Origin of the sequence: Streptomyces sp. NPDC126510 (assembly GCF_040302345.1) — a bacterium.
In the GTDB taxonomy this organism is placed as follows: Bacteria; Actinomycetota; Actinomycetes; order Streptomycetales; family Streptomycetaceae; genus Streptomyces.
Map to the genome: position 1 here is coordinate 83,713 of NZ_JBEORR010000031.1, position 19,121 is coordinate 102,833.

19 protein-coding genes are annotated in these 19,121 nt (G+C 70.8%); 8 read left to right on the plus strand and 11 right to left on the minus strand.

What is annotated here, in order from left to right; all coding sequences use genetic code 11:
- The gene (locus ABTX60_RS33785) at window positions 1-852 is read right to left on the minus strand and encodes a fumarylacetoacetate hydrolase family protein (protein ID WP_352100834.1); all 852 of its coding nucleotides are present in this window, start codon (window positions 850-852) and stop codon (window positions 1-3) included.
- Window positions 853-1,348: 496 nt separating this feature from the next.
- Between ABTX60_RS33785 and ABTX60_RS33790 the strand changes: the two genes are divergently transcribed.
- The 4 genes from ABTX60_RS33790 (at window position 1,349) to ABTX60_RS33805 (ending at window position 5,984) form a co-directional block, all read left to right on the plus strand.
- A complete protein-coding gene (locus ABTX60_RS33790) occupies window positions 1,349-2,404 on the plus strand; it encodes a sugar ABC transporter substrate-binding protein (protein ID WP_352100835.1) in 1,056 nt (351 codons plus the stop codon).
- A 131-nt stretch (window positions 2,405-2,535) separates the two neighbouring features.
- The gene (locus ABTX60_RS33795) at window positions 2,536-4,128 is read left to right on the plus strand and encodes a sugar ABC transporter ATP-binding protein (protein ID WP_352100836.1); all 1,593 of its coding nucleotides are present in this window, start codon (window positions 2,536-2,538) and stop codon (window positions 4,126-4,128) included.
- A gap of 2 nt (window positions 4,129-4,130) precedes the next feature.
- Window positions 4,131-5,174 carry an ABC transporter permease gene (locus ABTX60_RS33800; RefSeq protein WP_352100837.1) on the plus strand — a complete coding sequence of 348 codons (1,044 nt, stop codon included), beginning with the start codon at window positions 4,131-4,133 and terminating at the stop codon, window positions 5,172-5,174.
- A gap of 111 nt (window positions 5,175-5,285) precedes the next feature.
- Window positions 5,286-5,984 (plus strand): FadR/GntR family transcriptional regulator, encoded by a 699-nt coding sequence (locus ABTX60_RS33805; protein ID WP_352100838.1) that lies wholly within the window; start codon window positions 5,286-5,288, stop codon window positions 5,982-5,984.
- Window positions 5,985-6,079: 95 nt separating this feature from the next.
- Here the strand turns inward: ABTX60_RS33805 and ABTX60_RS33810 are convergent, their stop codons facing one another.
- The 8 genes from ABTX60_RS33810 to ABTX60_RS33845 all read right to left on the minus strand — a co-directional run bounded on the left by ABTX60_RS33810 (window position 6,080) and on the right by ABTX60_RS33845 (window position 13,177).
- Complete coding sequence (locus tag ABTX60_RS33810; RefSeq protein ID WP_352100839.1) at window positions 6,080-6,490, minus strand: nuclear transport factor 2 family protein; 411 nt, start codon at window positions 6,488-6,490, stop codon at window positions 6,080-6,082.
- A 2-nt stretch (window positions 6,491-6,492) separates the two neighbouring features.
- Window positions 6,493-7,299, minus strand: a complete 807-nt coding sequence (locus tag ABTX60_RS33815) for an MBL fold metallo-hydrolase (protein WP_352100840.1) — start codon at window positions 7,297-7,299, stop codon at window positions 6,493-6,495.
- 44 nt (window positions 7,300-7,343) lie between these two features.
- On the minus strand, window positions 7,344-7,961 hold the full coding sequence (locus tag ABTX60_RS33820; protein ID WP_352100841.1) for a DsbA family protein: 618 nt from the start codon (window positions 7,959-7,961) through the stop codon (window positions 7,344-7,346).
- Between the two features lie 194 nt (window positions 7,962-8,155).
- Window positions 8,156-8,923 (minus strand): SDR family NAD(P)-dependent oxidoreductase, encoded by a 768-nt coding sequence (locus ABTX60_RS33825; protein WP_352100842.1) that lies wholly within the window; start codon window positions 8,921-8,923, stop codon window positions 8,156-8,158.
- A gap of 56 nt (window positions 8,924-8,979) precedes the next feature.
- Complete coding sequence (locus ABTX60_RS33830; protein ID WP_352100843.1) at window positions 8,980-9,984, minus strand: transketolase family protein; 1,005 nt, start codon at window positions 9,982-9,984, stop codon at window positions 8,980-8,982.
- The gene (locus ABTX60_RS33835) at window positions 9,981-10,919 is read right to left on the minus strand and encodes a transketolase (RefSeq protein WP_352100844.1); all 939 of its coding nucleotides are present in this window, start codon (window positions 10,917-10,919) and stop codon (window positions 9,981-9,983) included. Before ABTX60_RS33835 ends, ABTX60_RS33830 begins: the two co-directional genes overlap by 4 nt.
- Window positions 10,920-10,945: 26 nt before the next feature.
- Window positions 10,946-12,304, minus strand: coding sequence for an MFS transporter (locus ABTX60_RS33840; protein WP_352100845.1), 1,359 nt, complete (start codon window positions 12,302-12,304; stop codon window positions 10,946-10,948).
- Window positions 12,305-12,478: 174 nt separating this feature from the next.
- Window positions 12,479-13,177 (minus strand): GntR family transcriptional regulator, encoded by a 699-nt coding sequence (locus ABTX60_RS33845; RefSeq protein ID WP_352100846.1) that lies wholly within the window; start codon window positions 13,175-13,177, stop codon window positions 12,479-12,481.
- 213 nt (window positions 13,178-13,390) lie between these two features.
- On the opposite strand from ABTX60_RS33845, the gene ABTX60_RS33850 reads away from it, so the two are divergent.
- Window positions 13,391-14,737: a jacalin-like lectin gene (locus ABTX60_RS33850; RefSeq protein WP_352100847.1), complete on the plus strand. Its 1,347-nt coding sequence runs from the start codon at window positions 13,391-13,393 to the stop codon at window positions 14,735-14,737.
- 163 nt (window positions 14,738-14,900) lie between these two features.
- Here the strand turns inward: ABTX60_RS33850 and ABTX60_RS33855 are convergent, their stop codons facing one another.
- Window positions 14,901-15,395 carry a MarR family winged helix-turn-helix transcriptional regulator gene (locus ABTX60_RS33855; protein WP_352100848.1) on the minus strand — a complete coding sequence of 165 codons (495 nt, stop codon included), beginning with the start codon at window positions 15,393-15,395 and terminating at the stop codon, window positions 14,901-14,903.
- A 41-nt stretch (window positions 15,396-15,436) separates the two neighbouring features.
- Window positions 15,437-16,369 (minus strand): AraC family transcriptional regulator, encoded by a 933-nt coding sequence (locus tag ABTX60_RS33860; RefSeq protein WP_352100849.1) that lies wholly within the window; start codon window positions 16,367-16,369, stop codon window positions 15,437-15,439.
- Between the two features lie 128 nt (window positions 16,370-16,497).
- Here ABTX60_RS33860 and ABTX60_RS33865 point away from each other — a divergent pair, with 128 nt between their 5' ends.
- The 3 genes from ABTX60_RS33865 to ABTX60_RS33875 all read left to right on the plus strand — a co-directional run bounded on the left by ABTX60_RS33865 (window position 16,498) and on the right by ABTX60_RS33875 (window position 18,970).
- Complete coding sequence (locus ABTX60_RS33865; protein WP_352100850.1) at window positions 16,498-17,277, plus strand: MBL fold metallo-hydrolase; 780 nt, start codon at window positions 16,498-16,500, stop codon at window positions 17,275-17,277.
- A gap of 63 nt (window positions 17,278-17,340) precedes the next feature.
- Entirely contained in the window at window positions 17,341-17,991 is a 651-nt protein-coding gene (locus tag ABTX60_RS33870) for an NADPH-dependent F420 reductase (RefSeq protein WP_352100851.1), read from the plus strand.
- 34 nt (window positions 17,992-18,025) lie between these two features.
- Complete coding sequence (locus tag ABTX60_RS33875) at window positions 18,026-18,970, plus strand: hypothetical protein (protein WP_352100852.1); 945 nt, start codon at window positions 18,026-18,028, stop codon at window positions 18,968-18,970.
- Window positions 18,971-19,121 lie beyond the last annotated feature (151 nt).

Consider the following 19,121-nt stretch of genomic DNA (forward strand, 5'->3'; position numbering starts at 1 on the left):
TCACGCTTGGCCGAAGGTCTGGCCCTGGCTGCCGAGGCCGTCGACGGAGAGTTCGACGGTGTCGCCCGGGCGGAGGTAGGGGGTGCCGGGCAGACCGAGGGCCACGCCGGCGGGCGTACCCGTGTTGATCACGTCGCCCGGTTCCAGGACCATGTACCGGCTCAGGTAGGCCACGATGTGGTCGACCGGGAAGATCATGTCCCGGGTGTGTCCGTTCTGCCGCTTCACGCCGTTGACGCTGAGGTGCAGCCCGAGGTTCTGCGGGTCGCCGACCTCGTCCGCGGTGACCAGCCACGGGCCGAGCGGGTTGAAGGTCTCGCAGGACTTGCCGAGGTCCCATTGCGAGGAGTACTCCAGCTGGAACTCCCGCTCCGAGACGTCATGGCTGATCGCGTACCCGGCGATGACGGCCCGGGCGGCTTCCGGGTCGTCGAGGTAGCGGGCCCGGCGGCCGATGACGACCGCGAGTTCGACCTCCCAGTCGGTCTTCACCGAGCCACGCGGGACGAGCACCCGGTCGTAGGGACCGACGACGGTCCCCGGGTCCTTCATGAACACCACCGGCCGCTCGGGGATCGCGGCACCGGTCTCGGCAGCGTGGTCCCGGTAGTTCAGGCCGACGCAGACGATCTTGCCGGGGCGTGCGACGGGCGGGCCGATCCGCAGCCCGTCGGCGTCCAGTGCGGGGAGGCTTCCCGCCGCGATCGCGGCGCGGGCACGGTCGATACCGTCCGAGGCGAGGAACGCGCCGTCGATGTCGGAGGTCACGGAGGACAGGTCCAGCAGCCGGCCCTCGTCGGTGCGGACAGCTGGACGCTCTTCGCCGGTGGTGCCGACTCTCAGCAGTTTCACTCGCAGTCTTCCTTTGCTCCAGGCGGTTCACGCAGGGAGGCGACGGCCGGTTTCCGCGCCCTCTCAGTCATCGGATGTATGACGACATCGCGACTGTAGACGCAACGGAAACCGGCTGGCAACGGATACCTCGGATGTATTTCCCTACTCACAGGTGATCCCCTTGTCCGACTGGCCCTATGCCGGTCGAGTGAGTGGCTACAGAGTCTTGTCAACGTCGGCAACGCCGTCGTAACGTCCTCGGCGTCCGAGATACATCGGAGGAATGACTCCCAGCTCCCCGCTGCACTTCCACCGGCCGTACCGGTCGGTGGCCCTCCCCCCTCTTCGGCACCGGCTGTCCCTCACGTCCGTCCCCATCGGTCACGGACCAGCACTGCCCTGCGCCGGGCCTCCTTCTGCCCGGCCTGCGTACTCCCGTCGTCCGGCAGGCCAGTACGCACCTCCTCACCGACGCCCCGCGGTCCGCCGCCCTGCCACAGGAGACAACACGGCCATGAAGCTCACGCGCACCCGCTCCACCGCCGCAGCCGCCACCGCTGTCCTCGCCGTGCTCGCCCTCGCCACCGCGTGCAACCGCGAGAGCACGGCCACGGCCGCCTCGGGCGGCGGCGGCAAGCCCTCCATCGGCATCGACCTGCCGCGCTCCGACTCCGACTTCTGGAACTCCTACGCCCAGTACGTGAAGAAGGGCATCAAGACCGACGGCATCAAGGCCCTGCCGGTCAGCAACTCCCAGAACGACGTCACCAAGCTCGTCGCCAACGTCCAGGTCTTCGAGAACACCGGCGCCAAGGCCGTCGTCATGGCACCTCAGGACACCGGTGCCATCGCCTCCACCCTCGACGCGCTCGCGTCCAAGAAGATTCCCGTGGTCAGCGTCGACACCAGACCCGACAAGGGCGACGTCTACATGGTGGTACGCGCCGACAACCGGGCGTACGGCACCAAGGCCTGTGAGTTCCTCGGCAAGCAGCTCGGCGGCAAGGGCAAGGTCGCCGAGTTCCAGGGCGCCCTGGACTCCATCAACGGACGCGACCGCTCCGAGGCGTTCGCGGAGTGCATGAAGACCGAGTTCCCGAAGATCAAGGTCTTCGAGCTGCCCACCGACTGGAAGGGCGACGTCGCCTCCGCCAAGCTCCAGTCCCTGCTCGCCCAGCACCCGGACCTGAACGGCATCTACATGCAGGCCGGCGGTGTCTTCCTGCAGCCCACACTCGCCCTGCTGGAGCAGAAGGGCCTGCTCAAGCCCGCCGGGCAGAAGGGCCACATCAGCATCGTCTCCAACGACGGCATCCCGCAGGAGTTCGACGCCATCCGCAAGGGCCAGATCGACGCCACGATCTCCCAGCCCGCCGACCTCTACGCCAAGTACGCCCTCTACTACGCCAAGGCCGCGGCGGAGGGCAAGACCTTCCAGCCGGGTGCGACCGACCACGACTCCACCATCATCAAGCTGCCCAACGGCCTGGAGGACCAGCTGCCCGCCCCGCTGGTGACCAAGGACAACGTGGACGACAAGTCCCTGTGGGGCAACAACGTCGGGCACTGACCGGCAGGCGGCGACGTCGGCGCCGGGGGGCCTCGCCATCCCGTTCCCCCGGCCACGACCCCCACCCCGGATCCGGGCACACCCCCCGCTCCGCGGTCCCCACCCTCCGTACCCGAAGGACGGTACCCACCATGGCGGACACCGCCACCACCCCGGCGGCCGGCTCCGGAACCCGGTCCCCGGTCGCCGAGGCGACCGGCATCGGCAAACGGTTCGGCGCCACCGTCGCGCTGCGCGACGCCCGCATCAGCATCGCCGAGGGCGAGTCGCACGCCCTGGTGGGGCGCAACGGCGCCGGCAAGTCGACGCTCGTGTCCATCCTCACCGGTCTCCAGCAGCCCGACACCGGTTCCCTTCGCTTCTCGGGCGAACCGGCCCCCGCCCTCGGCGACATCGATGCCTGGCGCTCCAGGGTCGCCTGCGTCTACCAGCGGTCCACGATCATCGGTGACCTGACCGTTGCCGAGAACCTCTACCTGAACCGGCAGAGCCCCGCAGCGGCGCGCCCCATCCGCTGGAAACGGCTCAGAGAGCGGGCGGAGGAACTCCTCGCCGAGTACGGCGTGGCCGTCGACCCCGCCGCGCGGGCCAGGGATCTGACCGTCGAGCAGCGGCAGTTCGTGGAGATCGCCCGCGCGCTGTCCTTCGGAGCCCGTTTCATCATCCTGGACGAGCCGACCGCCAAGCTCGACGCCCGCGGCATCGGCCGGCTCTTCGGCAAACTCCGGGACCTTCAGGAGCAGGGCGTCGCCTTCCTCTTCATCTCCCACCACCTGCAAGAGGTGTACGACCTCTGCACCACCGTCACGGTCTACCGCGACGCGGCCCACATCCTGACCGCACCCGTGGCCGAACTCGATCACCACTCCCTCGTGGAGGCCATGACCGGCGAGGCCGCGGCGGCCCAAACCCTCGTGAGCGGGCCCCCGGTGGCACCGGCCGATGGTGCTGAACTGCTGCGCATCGACGCACTGACCGTGCCCGGCGCCTGCGCGGACCTCTCCCTGTCGGTGCGCTCCGGCGAGGTGGTCGGCCTCGCCGGGGCGGCGGCCAGCGGCAACGTCCAGGTGGGTGAGACCGTCGCCGGTCTGCACCGTGCCGAGGCCGGCCGTATCTCGGTCGGCGGCAGGACGGTACGCACCGGCAGCGTGCCGTCCGCCCTCGCCGCAGGTGTGGGGTTCGTTCCCGAGGACCGGCATCTGCAAGGTCTGGTCAACGGCCGCAGTGTGGCGGAGAACGCCACCCTCACCGTCACCGACCAGCTCGGCCCGTTCGGAGTCGTGCTGCCCGCCCGAACCCGCGCCTTCGCCCGGCACATGATCCGCGACCTCGACATCAAGACCCCGGCGGCGGCCACCCCGGTCTCCGCCCTCTCCGGCGGCAACCAGCAGAAGGTCGTGGTCGCCCGCGCCCTGGCCACCGACCCGCACGTGCTGGTGGCCATCCGTCCCACGAACGGCGTCGACGTCAAGTCCAAGGAGTTCCTGCTCGGCAGGATCCGGCGGGCCGCCGACGAGGGCAGGGCCGCGCTGATCGTCTCCGACGAACTGGACGACCTCAGGGCCTGCGACCGGGTCGTGGTGATGTTCCACGGACGGGTGGCCGGCGAGTTCACCCGCGGCTGGAAGGACGAGCACCTCGTCGCCGCCATCGAGGGCGTCACCGGCACCACCACCCCACCCGCCGCGTCCACGGCGTCCGGCACCCACCAGCACGGAAGGTAGACATGTCCGCCACCACAGATGTCACGGAGCCCGCACCGAGCACGACGGCGCCGGCCGCGGTGGACACCACCCGGCGCCGGCTCGATCTCGGCCGTTTCCGTGAACTGTCCCTGATCCCGGCCATCCTGGTGCTGGGCCTGATCGGTTTCATCGTCTCGCCGGCCTTCCTCACCGCCGACAACCTCATCGGTGTGCTGCAGCAGTCCACCGAACTGAGCCTGCTCGTCCTCGCCGCCGCCCTCATCCTCATCTGCGGACGGATGGACCTCTCGCTGGAGTCCACCATCGGCGTGGCCCCGGTCATCGCCGTGTGGCTCGTTCTGCCCTCCACCGGCGGGCGGTTCAACGGACTCGGCCTCTTCCCCGAGTGGACGGCCATCCCGTTGTGTCTCCTGGTCGGCGTGGCGATCGGCGCCCTGAACGGCTTTCTCATCCTCAAGCTGCGGCTCAACGGCTTCATCGTCACCCTGGGCGGGCTGACGATGTTGCGCGGTCTCCAGGTCGCCCTCTCCGAGGGCCAGTCGATCGTGGATCTGCCGTCCTCGTTCACCTACCTGGGCAAGGCGTCCTGGCTGGGCGTCCCGGCAGCCATCTGGATCTGCGCGCTGCTGTTCGCGGCCGGTGGCAGCGCACTGGCCTGGCTGCGGCACGGCCGGGCACTGTACGCGATCGGCGGCAACGCCGAGGCGGCGCGCACCGCCGGCATCCGTGTCGACCGGATCGTGTGGGTCGTCCTCATCCTCGGCAGCCTGCTCGCGGCGTTCGCCGGCATCCTCTACAGCGGCCACTACGGCTCGATCTCGGCGACGCAGGGCAGCGGCTGGATCTTCCAGGTCTTCGCGGCGACCGTCATCGGCGGGGTGAGCCTCAACGGGGGCACGGGCTCGGTGTTCGGCGCCCTCACGGGCGTACTGACCCTGCAGCTCGTCGTCAACGTCATGACACTGGCGGGGGTACCAGCCCTGTGGAACCAGTTCCTCAACGGCGCCATCATCATCGTCGCCCTGATCATCTCCCGCTTCGCCTCCGGCGAGAAGCAGGACTAGTGCCGCGGCAGGCGACGTTCGCCCCGGGGCGGCGCCCGGGAGCCGCTCCGGCTCGGCCCCGGCGACGCCGGGCGGTGCTCGCGCCGGCCCCCGGCACAGGAAGGCACGCGCGTGGCACTCACCGACGAGGCGATGGACAAGATCAAGGCGATGATCGTCGCCGGCGAGCTGGCACCCGGTTCGCGCCTGCCGAAGGAGGAGCTCCTCGCCTCGCAGCTGGGTCTGTCCCGCAACTCGTTGCGCGAGGCCGTCCGCGCGCTCACCGCGATGCGCATCCTCGTGGCGCGGCAGGGCGACGGCACCTACGTGTCCAGCCTTGAGCCCCAGCTCCTCCTCGAGTCGCTCTCCTTCGCCTCGGACGTCTCCCATGGGCACACCGCTCTGCAGCTGTTCCAGATACGGAGGCTCCTGGAACCGGCGGCGACCGGGCTGGCCGCCACGCTGCTGACGCCCGATGACCTGCGGGACCTCGGTGACATCCTGGAGAGGTCCACGTCATCGGCCACGGTCGAGGATTTCGTGGCGCACGACATCGCCTTCCACGCGAGGATCGTGGAAGCGGTCGGCAACCCGGTGCTGTCCATGCTGCTGCGCGTGCTGTCCACCAGCACCCAGCGGGTACGCATCGTCCGGGCCGGCCAGGCCCGCCGTGCGGTGGCCCACGCGCACCGGGACCACCAGCGGATCCTCGGCGCGCTCCGGTCCCGCGACGCCCTGCTGGCCGCCTCGGCCGCGACGGTGCACATCACCGCCGTCGAGCAGTGGCTGGCGGCTTTGACCGAGGCACCGGAAGCACCCCTGGCCGGCTGACCGCTCCCGCCGCCGCCCGGCGGTCGGGCGGCGGCGGGCCATGAAGGACGGCGGGCTCCCGGCAGCCGTGAACGCCGAGAGCCCGCCGCCGCGCCTCACGAGGTCATCGCAACGCGGACGAGCGCGGTGTCGGTGAACTGCTCGAAGCGGACGATCAGGCCGCCGCGCACCACGAAGTGATGAGCCACCCGGACGTCGATCGGCTTGCCGGTGCCCTTGTGGGTCGCGGTGTAGCGGGCGAGGACGACTACGTTCTCCCCTTCGACGACATAGGTGTCGTCGTGGGCCGCCCAGCCGTCCCAGTCCTGGCCGAGTTTCTCCATCACGTTGGACGTGACGCCCTCCGGGGTGCGGTAGGTGCCGGCGAGGGGGAAGCCGGCCATCTCCGTCCACTCCACGTCGGGGGCGAGCGTGGCGCGCAGGGCGGCCAGGTCACCGGCCGCGGAGGCCAGGTACTGGCGGCGTACGACGTCGGCGGGGGCGGTGGAGGTGGCGAACTCGCTCATCGTCAGCCCCACTGCATTTCGCCCTTGGCGACCTTCGCGCCGATCTGGGCGGCGATGAGCATGCCGTTGTCCGGATAGCGCTTGACGAGGGCGTCGGTCAGCGCGGCTCCGTCGGCCGCCTTGCCGAGCTCGTCCTCGAAGGCGACGAGATACTCGCGGGTGGCGGTGATGGCGGAGGCGTCGGCGGGAGTGCCGGGCAGACGGTGTCCGGGGACGACGAGCTCCGGGTGCAGGGCGGCCATCTCGTCGAGCAGGCCGATCCACGCGGAACGGTCACCGGGGGTGGGGGTGTCGGCGACCCAGACGTGCTCCTGCTGGAAGAGCAGCACGCCGCCCAGGATCGCGCGGTGCTCGGCCTGCCACAGGTAGTGCCGGTCGGGGAGATCGGCCGGGCCTCCCTTGAGCTCGAAACGGTTTCCTTCGAGGGTGAGGTCGCCCGTCAGGGGCTCCAGGTCGACGAGGCGGGTCGGCAGGTTCTCGCCCACGGCCGCCCAGGCCTTGAGCTTGCCCTCGTAGGAGTGCCGGATGTGATCGATGACGATCGGGGTGGCGACGAACTTCGCCTCGGGGAAGGCGTCGGCGAGGACCTCGGCGCCGAAGTAGAAGTCGGGGTCGCCGTGGCTGACGAAGACGGTGGTCAGCTTCTTGCCGGAGTCGAGGACCTCGGCGGCCAGGCGGTGACCGTCGGCGCGGGTGAAGGCGGCGTCCACGAGGAGCGCCTCGTTCTCGCCGGTGACGAGGGTGGCGGTCTTGTTCTTGCTGCCTGCGGGGAAGTCGAGGTCGAGGACCTTGAAGGAGAGAGCGCTCATCACTGGTTCCTTGCGGTGTGGTTGCTGGGGACGGACGGGAAGGCTCAGTGGGCGGTGAGGGACGAGAGCCGCTGCTCGACCTCGGTGGCGGTGGCGTTTCCGTAGGCCAGCGGGGTGACCCGGTCGCCGTCGACGGCCAGCAGCGTGGGGAAGCCGGTGACGCCCAGGGCGGCCGCCCGGCGGAAGTCGGCCTCGGCCGCCTCCTGGGCCCGGGGTGCCTCGAAGGCGCCGATCACGGCATCGGCGTCCAGTCCGGCCTGCTCGGCGACCTTCCGGTACGTCGCCGGGTCGGAGAGGCTGCGGCCGTCGACGTAGAAGGCCCGCTGGAGTGCGGTGGCCAGCTCGACTTCTCGCGTGGGTGCGACCTGCCGCAGGGCGGCGACGCCGCGTGCGGCGTCTTCGGAGTCCATCACGAACGAACCGTCGGCGATCAGTCGGTCGTACGCCTCGCCGAACTCGGCGCCGGTCAGCTCGGCGATCTTGGCGTTGGCACCCTGGACGTATCCGAACTCGCGGATCGGCACCCGGCGGGGCCCGGTGAAGAGGCCGCCGGAGACCACGTCGACGTCGAGCTCCGGATGCCGCGAAGCCACCTCACGCAGGGTCGGGGAGAACCCGTGAGACCAGCCGCAGTAGGCGTCGAAAACGTAGATGAGCTTCATCGGGAACCTCGGCAGAACGGGGGGGCACCCGCCTGGTGCGGGCGATTCGCCTGACTCAACAGTACCTGACACGTCAGATATTTCCAGCGGTATGTCCCCCGGCAGCCGGGAGTGGGACCGCCCGCACGTTCTCGACCACGAGAAAGGGCCCGCCGACGCAGCGGGCCCCTCATCTCAGCTCAACTCAGTTCACCTCAGTGGATGTGGGAACCGCCGTTGACGTCGTACGTGGCACCGGTGACGTACCCGGAGCCGGGCCGCGCCAGAAACGCGACGACCTCGGCGACGTCGTCGACGCCCCCGATCCGGCGCACGGGGATGTCCGCCACCATGGCCGCCTTGCGGGCCTCGTCCAGCCTGCCCTGTGTGATGTCGGTGTCGATGAGGCCGGGTGCCACGCAGTTGACCGTCACGCCCGACGGGCCCAGCTCGCGGGCCAGCGCCCGGGCGAAGCCGAGGAGCCCGGCCTTGGCCGCGGAGTAGGCCACCCCGCCGAAGACCCCTCCTCCGCGTTCGGCGGAGACGGAGGAGAGGAAGACGATGCGACCGAATCCGCGTTCCGCCATGCCTGCGGCGACCCGCTGGGTGATCAGGAAGCCGCCGCGCACATTGACGTCGAAGATCCTGTCCCATTCGGCGGGCGTGACCTCCAGGAACGGCACGGGCGAGGTGATGCCCGCGTTGTTGACCAGCGCGCCGATGGGCGGCAGAGCCGCTTCCGCCTGCGCGACGGCGGCGTCGACGGCGTCGGCGTCGGTGACGTCCGCCACGAGGGCGAGGGTCTCGACGCCGTGGCGGGCGGCCACTTCACGGGCCGCTTCCTCGGCGGCTTCCTTGTCGAGGTCGAGTACGGCGACGGCGTAGCCGTCGGCCGCGAGCGCGTGCGCGGTGGCGCGGCCGATGCCGCGGCGGGACCCGGCTCCGGTGACGAGGGCGGTGCGCGGGCTGTTACGGGTGGTCATGCGGGCTCCTGACGGGGGCGGTGAGGTCACGGTGGTCGGTTCGGCGGCTGCCGGATTCACAGTTCACGGCGGACTAGGTCCTTGATCGCCGCCACCGACAGGCCGTACCGGTCATGCAGCGTCGGCAGGGCGCCCGCCGCGAGGAACTCGTCCGGCAGACCCACGGGGACGAGGTGTGCCGTCACCCGGGCGAAGGCCAGACTGGAGGCGACGGACTCCGCCAGGCCCCCGATCACACTGTGGTTCTCGAGGGTGACGACGAGCCGGTCCTTCGCCGCTTCCCGGACGACGGCCTCGCGGTCGAACGGCTTGATGGTCGGCACGTGCAGGACCGCGGCGTCGACGTGGTCGCGTTCGAGTTCCCGGGCCGCCGAGAGGGCGCGTACCGTCATCAGGCCGGTGGAGATGAACAACACGTCGCGCCCGCCGCGCAGTTCGGCGGCGCGTCCCAGCCGGAAGGTGTAGTCGTACTCGTCGAGCACGGTGGGGACCGCGCCGCGCAGCAGCCGCAGATAGGTGGGGCCGGGGTGCGCGGCCAGGGCGGGTACGGCCTGCTGGATGTCGACCGAGTCCGCCGGATCCACGATGGTCAGACCGGGCATGGCACGCAGGATCGCGAGGTCCTCGGTGGCCTGGTGGCTGGGGCCGTAGCCGGTGGTCAGTCCCGGCAGGGCGCCGACGACGTTGACGTTCAGTCCCGGCTCGGCGATGTCCAGGCACAGGAAGTCGTAGGCACGGCGGGTGGCGAAGACGGAGTAGGTGGAGGCGAACGGGGTCAGGCCCGACTCGGCGAGCCCCGCGGCCGCGCCGAGCATCGCCTGTTCCGCCATGCCCATCTGGAAGAAGCGTTCGGGGTGCGCCTCGCGGAAGACGTGCATGTCGGTGTACTTGGCGAGGTCCGCCGACAGGCCGACGATGTCCGGCCGTTCGTCGGCGAGCCGGGCGAGGGCGTGCCCGAAGGGTGCCTTGGTGGTGCGCTGGCCCTCCTCGGCGATGGAGGCGATCATGGCGGAGGTGGTGAGCCTGCGCGCGCCGGTTGCGGGGGCGCCGACGGAGTTCATGCGGTGTGCTCCTCATCTGCTGTCGCTGCGTTTCGGCCGGCGCACTCGGCGTGGAATCGCTCGGTCAGCTGGTCGCGGGCGATCTGCCACTCGTGCTCCTCGACCCGCAGGAAGTGCGCCTTCTCCCGCGTCTCGAGCATCGGCACGCCGCGGCCGACGCGGGTGTCGCAGATGAGCACGGACGGCGAGCCCCGGTGGGCGCGCAGGCTGTCGAAGGCCGCGACGAGGGCGTCGACGTCGTTGCCGTCGACCCGGACCGCGTGCCAGCCGAACGCCTCCCACTTGTCGGTGACGGGCTCGGTGCGCAGCACGCCGTTCGTCGGCCCGTCGGCCTGCAGGGCGTTGACGTCGACGATGGCGGTGACGTTGTCGAGGCCGTGGTGGGCGCACGCCAGGGCGGCCTCCCAGGTGGAACCCTCGTCCAGTTCGCCGTCCGAGAGGAGGTTGTACACGTGTGCGCGGCTGCCCTGGTGGCGCAGGCCGAGCCCCAGTCCGGCGGCGATGCCCAGGCCGTGCCCGAGCGAGCCGCCGGAGATCTCCATGCCGGGGGTGTAGGAGGCCATGCCCGACATGGGCAGGCGGGAGTCGTCGCTTCCGTACGTGTCCAGTTCCGCGGTGTCGAGCACCCCTGCCTCCGCGAGCGCCGCGTACAGGGCGATGGCGTAGTGCCCGATCGAGAGCAGCAACCTGTCCCGCCCGGGCCACTCCGGGTCCTCGGGACGGTGGTTGAGCACGTCCTTGTAGACGACGGCGAGGATGTCGGCCACACCGAGTGCCTGCCCGACGTAGCCCTGGCCCTGGACCTCGGCCATGTTCAGGGCGTGGGTGCGGATGCGGTAGGCGGACTCGCGCAGAGCGCGCAGTCGCTCCGCGTGCGACGCGGGTGGGGTGGTACGCGGAACGGCGGCCGGCGTGGTGGTGGCGGTGGAGGCCACGTCAACTCCTTCTGCTGGGGTGCGAGTCAGTGGGACAGGGCGGCGGGAGCGGTGGTGTCGCGCGCTGTCCGGGCGGCCAGGTCGGCCTGCCGCCGCTCGGGTGCTCCCCATGTCTCGCGGGTCAGCACCGTGGCGACGAGGCCGAGCAGCCCGTAGAAGCTGAAGAGGACGGCCGGGCCGGTCCATCCGACGGCGGAGTACAGCGCGGTCGCGATCATGGGCGTGAACCCGGAGACGACGGCGGAGAGCTGGTAGGCGAGCGAGGTGCCCGCGGTACGGGTCCGGGTGGCGAACAGCTCGCAGAACCAGGCCCCTTGGACGCCCGCCAGGGAGTTCTGGCAGATCGTGTAACTGATGACGAAGGCGACCAGGACGAGCGCGGCGGTGCCCGTGTTGACCAGCAGGAACAGCGGAAAGCCCCACAGCAGGGTCACGGCACAGCCCAGCAGGTACACCGGTCGGCGTCCGATCCGGTCGGACAGCAGCCCCCATGCCGTCGTGGTGGCGATGCCCAGGGCCGCGGCGGTCACCAGCGCGGTGAGGCTGACGCCGCTGGAGACGTCGGGGGCACGGTCGTCGTTCAGGTAGGACAGGACGAAGGTGACCGACACCGCGTATCCGGCCGTTTCCGTGGTCCTGAGGCAGAAGGCCCGCAGCAGACCCCTCCAGTCCTGGCGGAGCACCTCCCCCAGGGGGTTCTTGGCCACGTCGCCGGACTCCTTCAGCTCCTCGAACTGCGGGGATTCGTCGATCTTGAGCCGGATGAAGATGCCGACCGCGATCAGTACGGCGCTCAGGAGGAACGGAACTCGCCAGGCCCAGGTGTCGTCCAGGGTGTGCCGGCTGAGGAGGAAGGCCAGGTTGGCCAGGAGCAGACCGACGGGGAAGCCCGCCTGGGTGATCCCCGTGTAGAGACCGCGTCGTCGCCACGGCGCGTGCTCGAAGGTCATCAGGATGGCGCCACCCCACTCCGCGCCGAAGGCGAGTCCCTGGACGACGCGGACGGCCACCAGCAGCACCGGGGCCCAGACGCCGACCATCTGATAGGTCGGCAGACAGCCGATCAGAACGGTCGCCACGCCCATCAGCAGCAGGGATCCGACCAGCACCGGCTTCCGCCCGATGCGGTCTCCCAGGTGGCCGGCGATCACACCGCCGAGGGGGCGGGCGGCGAAGCCGATGCCCAGCGTGGCGAAGGACAGCAGGGTGGCGGACAGCGGGTCGGAGTCCGGGAAGAACACGTCTCCGAAGTAGAGCGCCGCGGCCGTGCCGAAGCCGATGAAGTCGTAGGTCTCGATGGTCGCGCCGACACCGCAGCCGATGGCGACTCTCATGCGCTCGGGCGAGCCCTCGGCCGACGGTCCGGGGGGCGGGGAAGCAGCCATGCCGATCCTCCTTGATCGCTGACGGAACGGTCCGTCCCTGAACCGCCCCTGTTGGCTGTTGACTGTTAACAGTCGAGAGTCGACTCTGGGGAGTGCATCCGCACGTGTCAACCCCTGGCCGCGAAAAAGGCCCACCGGCGGTCGCCGGCGGGCCTGTCGAAAGGGACGAAGGGATCAGCGAACGGCCTGGCCGCCCTCGGTGTGCACGTCCGCGGCGCCGAGTTGCTCGACGGCGGCGGCCATGTGGGCGCGCAGAACATCTTGCGCCGCGGCGGCGTCACCGCGTTCGATCGCCTCCACGAGCGGCAGATGGGCCGACGCCGCCATGGCCACCTCACGTCGCTCGGCCGCCGCACTCATGACGACCACCCGGATCGGCCCCTCGAGCCCGCGCCAGGTCTTCAGGAGGACGGAGTTGCCCGACAGCTCACACAGCAGCAGGTGGAAAGCGAGGTCGGCCTCCACCTTGGTGCTCAGGTCCGCACCCGACTCGACGGCGGTGTGGAGCCGCGCCACGGCGTCCCGCAGAGCTCCAAGCGCCTCGGGGCCTGGCGACGACTCGATGATCTGCGTGATCGCGAGACCTTCGAGCGCCTCCCGGACCTGGAACAACTCCCGCACCTCGGCCGGCGACAGCCGGGACACCCGCAACATGCCCCGGGCACCGGCGGTGACGAGCCCCTCCTGCTGGAGGTGACGCAGCGCCTCCCGCACGGTCCCGCGGCTCACGGCCAGCCGCTCCGCGATCTCCACCTCACCCAGATGGTCACCGGGCCGGTACCGGCCACTGGTGATCGCCGCGCGCAGCGTCAGGAGCGCCTGCTCCCGCAGGGTCGTCGAGCGGGCCAGACTGGAAAACGTCGGACCGGTCACGGACCAGGCCTCCTTCAGGCTCCGGGGAGACTCATCGTAACCGAAGGGCTGTCATCTGTTGACAGTCGGCAGTGACGTCCGACGCGGCCGCCCTCCTGGTCCGGACCCGTCGGTCAAGATTCGGTCTCGCTTAACCGAGTAGTCGGCAACACGGCCTGTTACCAACGGTAAGTTCCGCCTCCCCACTCCCCGTTGTCAGGAGCCCCGGTTCTCATGCGCCGACTTCCAGCTTCCATCGCGGTGGTGTCCGTGGCCATCGGCGGGTTCATCACGAACACGTCTCCCGCCGCTGCCGTAGACCCCGCGTCCGGTTCCTTCAGCGTCCTCGCCTACAACGTCGCGGGCCTGCCGGAGAGCATCTCCAGCGCTCCCACCCCGCGCGAGCCCGCCACCACGGAGATCGGCCGGCGGATCGCGCCGTACGACATCGTCAACGTCCAGGAGGACTTCAACTACCACGCCTTTCTCTACGCCGGCGACACCGCGCACGCCTACCGCACCCCCACCAGCGGCGGTGCGGGGATAGGCAGCGGCCTCAACACCCTGGCGAAGCTCCCCTACGACAGCGACGACTTCGAGCGGGTGCGCTGGAACTCCTGCCAGTTCGACTCCGGTGACTGCCTCACGCCCAAGGGGTTCACCTTCATCCGCCAGCGTCTCGCCGAGGGCGTGTACGTGGACTTCTACAACCTGCACACCAACGCCGGGACGAACCCCGGCGATCTGACGGCGCGGGCGGACAACCTCAACCAGCTGACGGCCTTCATCAAGAGCCACTCGGCAGGGAACGCCGTCGTCGTCATGGGCGACACCAACACCCGCTACACGCGCTCCGGCGACACCATCGCCGAGTTCGCCGCCACGAACGGCCTGACGGATCCCTGGGTCAAGCTCATCCGCGGCGGCACCCCGCCCGCCAAGGGCAGCGACGCCCTGGTCTGCGACCAGACCGGCCCCACCGTGCCCAACACGTGCGAGGTCGTGGACAAGATCCTTTACCGCGACAGCAAACTCGTCTCGCTCAACGCCACCTCGTACAACAACGAGCACTCCAAGTTCCTCACCGACGGCGGGCTCATGCTGTCCGACCACGACCCGATCAAGGTGGACTTCTCCTGGTCGCGCGCCGCGGACTTCCAGCTCAGCGACCAGTTCGGCGGGCCGCACGGCGACTACTACAACGACATCGACGCCGTGCCGGCGGACGCGCGCCCGGTCAGCCTCTCGCTGCGCAGCGGTACCCGCGTCGACGGCGTCGGCCTGACACTCGGCAACGGCAAGACCGTCGGCCACGGCGGGACCGGCGGCACGGTGTCGGCCCTGAACCTGGGCAGCGGGGAGTTCCTCAGCTCCGCCCAGCTGTGCCGGGGCGAGAAGGACGGCCGCACACGGATCTTCTCCGCCAAGTTCACCACGAACCTCGGCAGGAGTCTGTCCGGTGGAACCACCACGTCCGACTGCGTGACGCGCACTGCGCCGTCGGGATGGCAGATCGCCGGGTTCCACGGCCGCGCCGGTGCCGAGGTCGACAAGCTGGGCTTCATCTACACCAAGCGCTGACGCGCTCCTCCGCCGGTCGCCCCCTCGCCGGCACGCAATGGTGGCGACGACCTCACCCCGGCCGTCGCCGCCGTCCGGCATGGCGGAGCCGTCCGCATGTGCTGCCGCCCGGCCGCGCGGGCCGCCGGCCGGGGTGCGCTCGCCGCCTGCCCTGACGGCGCCGTCAGGGCAGGCGAGGCAGCATGTCCCGCGCCGTGTGGCTGAGCACGCGGAGGTTCTCGGCGAACCGCTCCCGGTCCTCGACCGGCAGGGGCGTCAGAAAGTAGCGCTTGATGTTCTCCACGTGCGTCCGGGCAGCGGCGACCGTGGTCTCCTCCCCCTGCGCGGTCAGGCGCACCAGGCGCGCCCGCCGGTCACCGGGGTCCTCGACCCGCTCGACCAGACCGGCCGCCACCATGCGGTCCACCAGGCGGGTGGCCCCTCCCGTCGTCAGCACCTGCTCCTGGGCGATGGCGCCCATCGACAGCCCGGGCTCCCCCGCCCGCCCCAGGATCAGCAGCACCTCGAACATCAAGTGGCTGATGCCGCACTCCGCCTCCAGCGCCCGGCCCAGGATGTACTCCAGCCGGTTCGCAGCCCCCTGCAACCGGCCGAAGGCCAGCACCAGGGCGTCGTTCGCCGCTTCCCCCGGCGTCGAGATCTCCGTCTGCTCGTTCACGGCTCCGACACCCCTTTCCTCCTCGCACCCGTCTCTCCCGATCATGCCGCACCCTCGCCTGGCGTCACCTGCCGGCTTTGATGCGCCCGCCGGAACGTGCCCGGCGGCATACCCGTGTGACGGGTGAAGAACTTGCCGAAGTTGGTGGGTTCGGGAAAGCCGAGGCGGCGTGCGATGGTCGCCACCGGTTCGTCGGTGTGGGCGAGCAGACGCCGGGCCTCCAGGGCGACCCGGCCGTCGATGACGTGCTTGACGGGCTGTCCGGTGGCGGCCGCGCAGGCACGGGTGAGGGTCTTGACGGTGTAGCCGAGGCGGTGGGCGTAGTCGGCGGCGCGCCGGGTGGTGGCGTAGGAGCGTTCCAGCTCGGCGCGGAAGCGGGCGTAGACCTCCCCGCCCGCGTGCGGGTCGCCGCCGCCCTCGGGGTGGGGCAGCCGGTCGACCTGCAACAGCACGGTGGCCAGCAGGAGTTGCAGGATCTCCGAGGACACGTCCTGCACCGGCCGGCCGTACTCGGCCCGCAACTGGCCCAGCAGGGTGGACAGCACGGCGTACTCGGGGCTTGCGCCCAGCTGTCTGCACGTGGCCCCGTACCAGTCGCCGACCAGCCGGTCGGCGCTGCTGGCGTGCGGGGGGAAGGCCGAAGTGAACAGCAGGTGCGTGCCGTTCGCGGTGCCCGGCCGCACGAAGCTCTGCACCTGTCCGGGACGGACCCACAGCAGGGTGCCGGGGCGGATGGGGTAGGTCACGAAGTCGACGGCGTGCTCGCCGCTGCCCTCGGTGATGAGGGTGAGGGTGTGGAAGTCGACCCGGTGCACCGCGTCCGGCCGACTGCGCCGGCGCCGGCGTCGCTCGTGCAGGGTGGACAGGTCGATGATCTCGAAGCCGGGGATCCGTTCCTCGGGCGGGTTGAAGTCGAACCGGGGAATGGCACCGCCCCGGGAAGGGTCGTCCGCGTCACGATCCGGGGCGATCATCGCACTCTCCGAATGTCCTCGATTTACCATGCCGGGTCTCCAGCGTATCTCGCCTGCCTGCGCTTTCGCGGCGAGAGTGGAGGACATCAAGGGCGACGCAAGGCCGCCCTCACCTTCAGGGAGCACCCATGAACGGCACGGTGACGGTCCTCGACAACGGCGCGGTCCGCATCCACAGCTACATGTCCCCGGCGGACACCTTCCACACCACCACCCAGCTGATCGAGACCCCGGCGCGGATCATCGCGATCGACGCCCAGCTGCTTCCCGCCTACGCGGACGAGGCGATCGCCTACGCCAAGGGGCTGGGCAAGCCGCTGGACCGGCTCATCGTCACCCACGCCCACCCCGACCACTACAACGGTGCCGCCCGGTTCGGCGTCCCCGTCCACGCCCTGGCCGTGGTGCGCGAGCAGATCGTCGCGCGCGGCGACAGTACGCTGCCGACCGGGCTGGTCATCCCTGTCGGCGACTTCACCCCGACCGTGGATCTCACCCCCGGCACCGAGGTCATCGACGGCGTCCCGTTCGTCTTCGAGGCCGTCTCCGGCGGCGAGGCCGCCGACGAACTGCTCATCAAGCTGCCCGAGCAGGGCGTCCTGGTCGCACAGGACCTCGTGTACAACGACGTCCACCTCTACCTGGGCAACAACGACATCACCGGCTGGCAGCAGGCGGTCGACGCGCTGGCCGCCGAGTCCGGCTACGACACCGTCCTCGCCGGACACGGCCTGCCCACCGGGCCCGAGGTCTACGCGGACGTGCACCGCTACCTCGCCGACGCCCGCGAGCTGCTCGGTGACGACGGCGACGCGTACAAGAAGGCGATCGTGGACCGCTACCCCGCCCACGTCGGCCCGTTCATCATCGACATCGCCAACCGGTCGCTGTTCGGCGCCGGTCACTGAGCGCGCCCACTGATCGCACACCCACTGATCACGCACCACTGATCGCGAAGGGAACCAGCCATCATGCAGATCACCATCATCGGCGCCGGCAGCATGGCCCGCGGCATCGCGACCCGCGCCCTGGCGGGCGGGCACACGGTGATCCTCACCGCCAAGAACCCGGCCAAGGCCACCCGGCTCGCCGAAGAGCTGACCACACAGGCAGCGGGCGACGCCGCCGTGCGCGCGGGTGACGACTCCGCGGTGGACACCGCCGAACTCGTCGTCCTGGCCGTGCCCTTCACCGCAGCCAGGGAACTCACGACCGCCCTCGGGGCCCGGCTGAGCGGCAAGGTCCTCGTGGACATCAGCAACCCCGTCGACGCCTCGCTGGAGGCGCTCGTCGTCGCCCCGGGGACATCGGCCGCCGAGGAGATCGCCGGGGCCGCCGCTCCCGGCACCCGGGTCGTCAAGGCCTTCAACACCACGTTCGCCACGACGCTGGTGTCCGGCCAGGTGGGCGGCACTCCACTGGACGTCTTCATCGCAGGTGACGACGAGGCGGCCCGCAACCAGGTCGCGGAGCTGGTGACGTCCGGCGGACTCCACGCGGTCGACGTCGGGGCGCTCAGGCACGCACGCGAGCTGGAGGGCTTCCAACTGCTGCACATGGCATTGCAGATCAGCGAGGGCGGCTACGGCTGGGCGAGTGCCGTCAAGCTCATCGCGCCCTGATCCCTGCTCCTCCCCTCTCCTGGAGAACCACCCCATGCACCCCCGCTCCGCCCTCACAGCGCTGGCGGCAGCCGCCCTGCTCGCCTCCGCGGCGACCACGACCGCCTCCGCCGCCACCGCTCCCGTCTCGCGGCCCCACGTCACCGCCCACTTCGACCTGGCCGCCGCACAGCAGCCCGAGAACATCGCCCTGGGCGCCGACGGATCCGCCTACCTGACCTTCTCCTTCGCACGGCAGATCGCCAGGGTCGGCCCCTTTGGCCGGACGCAGGTCCTCGCCGCCCTCCCGGCCCCCGCGAAGGCCGACACACCCAACCTCGGGAAGGCGTTCGTCGGCGGCATCGCCCACGCGCACGACGGCACCGTCTACGTCACCTACGCGACGGGCACAGCCGATCTGACCGGCATCTGGGCCGTGCGGCCCGGCGCCCTCCCGCACCGCATCGCCGCCCTCCCCGCCGACGGTCTCCCCAACGGTCTCGCCCTGGACGACAGGACCGGTCACCTCTACGTCACCGACTCCGTGCACGGCGTCGTCTACCGCGCCTCCGTGTGCGGCGGCACCGCCACGGTGTGGGCGGAAGGCGACGCCCTGCAGCCCAGCACGTTCGCCGGCGCCAACGGAGTGAGACTGCACGACGGAGCCGTGTGGACCACCAACGCCGACAAGGGCACCGTCCTGCGCATCCCCGTCACCGCGCGGGGCACCGCCGGGAGCGTTCAAGTCCGGGCCACCGGCATGCCCTCCATCGACGACTTCGCCTTCACCGGCCGCGGCGACACGCTCCTCGCCGCTCGCAACGACAACGAGGTCGACCTCGTCCGTCCCGACGGCCGCCACACCGCCGTGCTCACCGCGGCCGACGGCCTGCGGACCCCGACCTCGGTCGCCGTCCGCCACGGCACCGTCTACGTCCCCAGCGCCTCCTACCTGACGAACGAGGACCCCAACCTCCTCGAGGCCCACCTCGGCCGCTGAGGCGGAACAGAGCCTCCTCCGGGCCGTGGGGGGGGGGGGGGGGGCCCGGGGGGGCCCCCCCCCCCCCCCCCCCCCCGGGGGCGCGCCCGCCCCCCCCCCCCCCCCCCCCCCCCGCCCCCCGCCCCCCCCCCCCGCCGCCGACCCCCCGACC